Consider the following 3471-nt stretch of genomic DNA (forward strand, 5'->3'; position numbering starts at 1 on the left):
ATCCGGTGCGATGATGACCAGCACGTCGGGCTTGGCTCTCGCCAGTTGCTCGCGCGCTTCATCGATGGCGGCAAAAAAGCGCTTGCGCTGTCCTTCTTCGGCCGCATCGGCGAATGCAGCAATGCCCGGGGCGTGGCTCATCGCCCCGGCGAAAACAAGTTGACCCATTTCAGTACTCCGTACGTTGGTTTGCCGTGGCAGCGATAAGCATGACGAGGTGCTGCATCCTAGCTGCGCAGCTTTTGCACGCCCGCCAGCGGACTGAGCAATTCCACGTAGCGTGGCCGTGCGATGCCCATCAGCCGCGCATAGGGCGCCAGCAGCAGCGGATGGGCGCCCATCCGGTACAGCCCGGCCAGGTCGCCATTTGCCAGGGCGGCCCGCTCGTCGTCCGTCAGGTCGATTCCGTCCAGTGCGGCGCTGCCGGTATCCTTCAATGCTGCCGCCAGCGGCTTGTCTTTTTTCAGGCGGAACAGGGTGTGCTGCACGGCGTACAGGCTCATGAGCTGGCCTCTTCTTTCTGGGCTGCTTCGCGGAACAGCTTGCGCATCGTGACCAGGCCGGCGTCGCTTTGCACCAGCAGCTCGTGGTCCAGGCTGGTCCTGCCGCCTTGCGACGCCAGGATGGCGACGTCCTGGTCGATCACCTGCCACATTTTCTTTTCCAGGCGGATATGCCAGAGCGCTTTCCACAGCCACCATTTCCAGCCGGTGATCTTGCGCTTGCGCACCATGTACACCTGGCAGGATTCGGCATCGATCGGGCACACCATCACCAGGATGCGCATCGGCCCGCCAGGTCCGGCAGACCATGGATAAGGAATGTCGAGCCGGAACCAGTTCGGGAAGTGGTATTCGGTAAAGTCGAAATTGACCAGCGCCTGCCCCTTGCGGCCGACGTAATAACTGTCGTCCGGATTCTTGCGCACTTCGATGGTGTCGGCATAGCCCTTGGTATTGCCCAAGGTGTAGGTGCCGCTGTGCAGGAAAGGGCCGTGTACCGGGTCGATCAGGTTGTCCATCGCCCGGATCCAGGGCACGCCCTGCCAGTGGTGGCGCACGATGAAGCCATTCCACTCATCGCTTTCGAGTTCGTACGGATTGGGGCAGGGCATGGCCGGTGCGCTGTCGTCGCTGGAAAAGTAGGCGAAGATCAGGCCGCCATGTTCCTCCGTCGGGAAACTGCGCACGTGCGCCTTTTGTGCGATGCCGCATTCGCCGCCTTCGGACGGGATCGAATTGCATTGGCCGTTGATGTCGAATTTCCAGCCGTGGTACCAGCAACGCAGTCCGCCGTCATGCTGCACGCCCAGTGACAGCTTGGCGCCGCGGTGCGGGCAGCGGTCTTCGAAAACCCGCGCCACGCCCTGCTCGTCGCGCCACACTGCCAGCTCGATGCCCAGCCGCTGGATGCCGACCGGCTTGTCGGCCGGCAGTTCGTCGCTCGGCAGGATCGCGTACCAGTGGTTGCGCAGGCCAAGCGCGAAGCGCTCTTCCAGTTCCTTCCATGGGTTGCGCCGCGCGGCGGGCGCCCGGGCGGCTGGCGCGCCCTGGCGTTCCAGGGATTTGATTTCGGATGTCGGCACGCTCATGTCATTGCCCGTCGAAGTTAGTTAGCCTCCTAACGATATCAGAGTTTTTGTTTGTTTGAGAAGCGCTTTCTTCGGCGCCGCGCCAGCCGTGCCGGCGCATGCGGCTGCACTGCGGAAATCCGGTCCGCGATGGTGCGACGCAGCGCGACGGGACCGGCAAAATCGGCGGGTTGTGCACCGCATTGGCGACATTGCGCACCGTGCGGGGGATGGCCCGGGCGGCAGCGCATTGTCGTAGCGCAGGCCAGAATTTTTTCGAGCACGGATCGGTAAAACGATGCTAATGTTTGAAAGTACTTAGTCAGCTAAGGGTTTTTCATCAGCGTCCACAATGGATAAAAAAGATTCCGGCAATGCAGCCGATGGCGGCGCGCCCACTGAGCTCACGCCGGTCACCCTGGCGCTGGGCCTGCGCTCCACCGCGCAAAGCCTGGGCGTGATCGGCCGCGCGCTTGGCGCGTTCGAGGCGCAGGGGCTGGACTTGCAGATCGTGCGCGAGGAGACCGCCGGGCCGGCTGGCGCCGCAGGGTTGATGTCGGGTGAATTCCAGTTTGCCGAATTCGGTTCGGTGCCGGTAGTGCAGGCCGCGCTCGAAGGACACGACCCCTTGATCATCATGGCGGCCGAGCAAGTCGCCGCCTTGTACCTGCTGGGGCGCAAGGGCCTGGCCGGGCCGGCGCAGATCAAGACGGTCGGCGTGCTGTCGGCCGCCGGCCAGACAGGTTTTTCGGCGCGCCAGATGCTGGCGCGCTGGGACAACCATGAGGCCACGCTGCTGCCGCTGGGCACCTACCCGGCGATTTACCGCGCGCTTGCCGAAGGGCAGGTCGATGCGGGTGTGCTGACCGCCGACTACAAGCTGGCGGGCGAACTGGCCTACGGCTTTTGCGAGCTGGCCGACCTCGGGCAGTCGCTGGGTTACCAGGGGCCGGTGCTGGCCACCACCCGCCGCCTGGCGCAGGCGCAGCCAGCGCTGCTGGGGCGGATGCTCAAAGCCTATCTGCAATCGATCTGGCTGTTCAAGCATTCCGCAGCGGCAGTCATCCCCGTGCTTCAGCGTCACCTGGGATTTGTCGATGCCGACCAGGCAGCCGCAATACAAGCCTTTTACGCCGCGCGGTTCCAGGACCGGCCGGTGGCGTCGCCGGCCGGCATACGGCGTGTCATCGATTCTTTTGCCGGCCAGTATCCGGCGGCAAAAGAGATGTTGCCAGCGGCGGTATATGATGAAATTTATCTCGAAGCCGCATTGCGGGAAAGAGCATAGGAAAATGGATCTCGGCTTGAAGGGCAAGATCGCGCTGGTGACGGCGTCGAGCAATGGCATTGGCAAGCAATGCGCACTGGCGCTGGCTGCAGAAGGTGCACGCATCATTTTGTGCGGGCGCGACGCTGCACGCCTGGCGGCAACGGCCGGGGAAGTCGCACAACTGGCCGGCACGGACAATGTGCTGGCAGTGCAAGCCGACCTCAGCAGTGCTGCTGATATCGACCGGCTGTGCGATGCCGGCCGCGAGCGCTTCGGGCAGATCGACATCCTGGTATTCATCGGCGGTTCACCCAAGCGCGGCGGCTTTGCCGATGTGACCGATGCGGACCTGCTGGAAGCCTTCGATGTGACGGTGATGGCCGCATTCCGGCTCACGCGCAAGCTGGTGCCCGACATGCGCAGCCGCAAGTGGGGCAGGGTGGTCACGGTGCAGGCGCGTTCGGTGCGCGAGCCGATTCCGGACCTGGTTACCTCGGTCGCGACCCGGCCTGGCGTGGCGGGCCTGTTCAAGTACCTGGCCAACGAAGCGGCGGCGGACGGCGTGCTGGTCAACGTGATCGTTCCCGGCCGTATCAATACCGATCGTTTCAAGAAAGGTGCGCAAGAGGCC

General features: G+C 63.8%; 4 protein-coding genes. 2 read left to right on the forward strand and 2 right to left on the reverse strand.

Annotation, left to right across the window (positions count from 1 at the left end; translation table 11 throughout):
* Positions 1-227: 227 nt before the first annotated feature.
* Together Q7T64_RS15335 and Q7T64_RS15340 are read right to left on the reverse strand one after the other, a co-directional pair.
* Positions 228-503, reverse strand: coding sequence for a hypothetical protein (locus tag Q7T64_RS15335; protein ID WP_304797484.1), 276 nt, complete (start codon positions 501-503; stop codon positions 228-230).
* On the reverse strand, positions 500-1591 hold the full coding sequence (locus Q7T64_RS15340) for an aromatic ring-hydroxylating dioxygenase subunit alpha (protein ID WP_304797486.1): 1092 nt from the start codon (positions 1589-1591) through the stop codon (positions 500-502). The genes Q7T64_RS15335 and Q7T64_RS15340 overlap by 4 nt, the downstream gene beginning before the upstream one ends.
* A gap of 331 nt (positions 1592-1922) precedes the next feature.
* Here Q7T64_RS15340 and Q7T64_RS15345 point away from each other — a divergent pair, with 331 nt between their 5' ends.
* Both Q7T64_RS15345 and Q7T64_RS15350 read left to right on the forward strand, forming a co-directional pair.
* Positions 1923-2858 carry an ABC transporter substrate-binding protein gene (locus Q7T64_RS15345; RefSeq protein ID WP_304797488.1) on the forward strand — a complete coding sequence of 312 codons (936 nt, stop codon included), beginning with the start codon at positions 1923-1925 and terminating at the stop codon, positions 2856-2858.
* A 4-nt stretch (positions 2859-2862) separates the two neighbouring features.
* The coding region (locus Q7T64_RS15350; RefSeq protein WP_304797490.1) for an SDR family NAD(P)-dependent oxidoreductase at positions 2863-3471 on the forward strand (609 nt) is incomplete at its 3' end.

This window comes from Lacisediminimonas sp. (genome assembly GCF_030645335.1).
In the GTDB taxonomy this organism is placed as follows: domain Bacteria; phylum Pseudomonadota; class Gammaproteobacteria; order Burkholderiales; family Burkholderiaceae_D; genus Lacisediminimonas.

Bases quoted from the DNA above. Each gene is read 5' to 3' on its own strand.
- Q7T64_RS15335 (WP_304797484.1), bottom strand. From the start codon at position 503: ATGAGCCTGTACGCCGTGCAGCACACCCTGTTCCGCCTGAAAAAAGAC.
- Q7T64_RS15340 (WP_304797486.1), bottom strand. From the start codon at position 1,591: ATGAGCGTGCCGACATCCGAAATCAAATCCCTGGAACGCCAGGGCGCG.
- Q7T64_RS15345 (WP_304797488.1), top strand. From the start codon at position 1,923: ATGGATAAAAAAGATTCCGGCAATGCAGCCGATGGCGGCGCGCCCACT.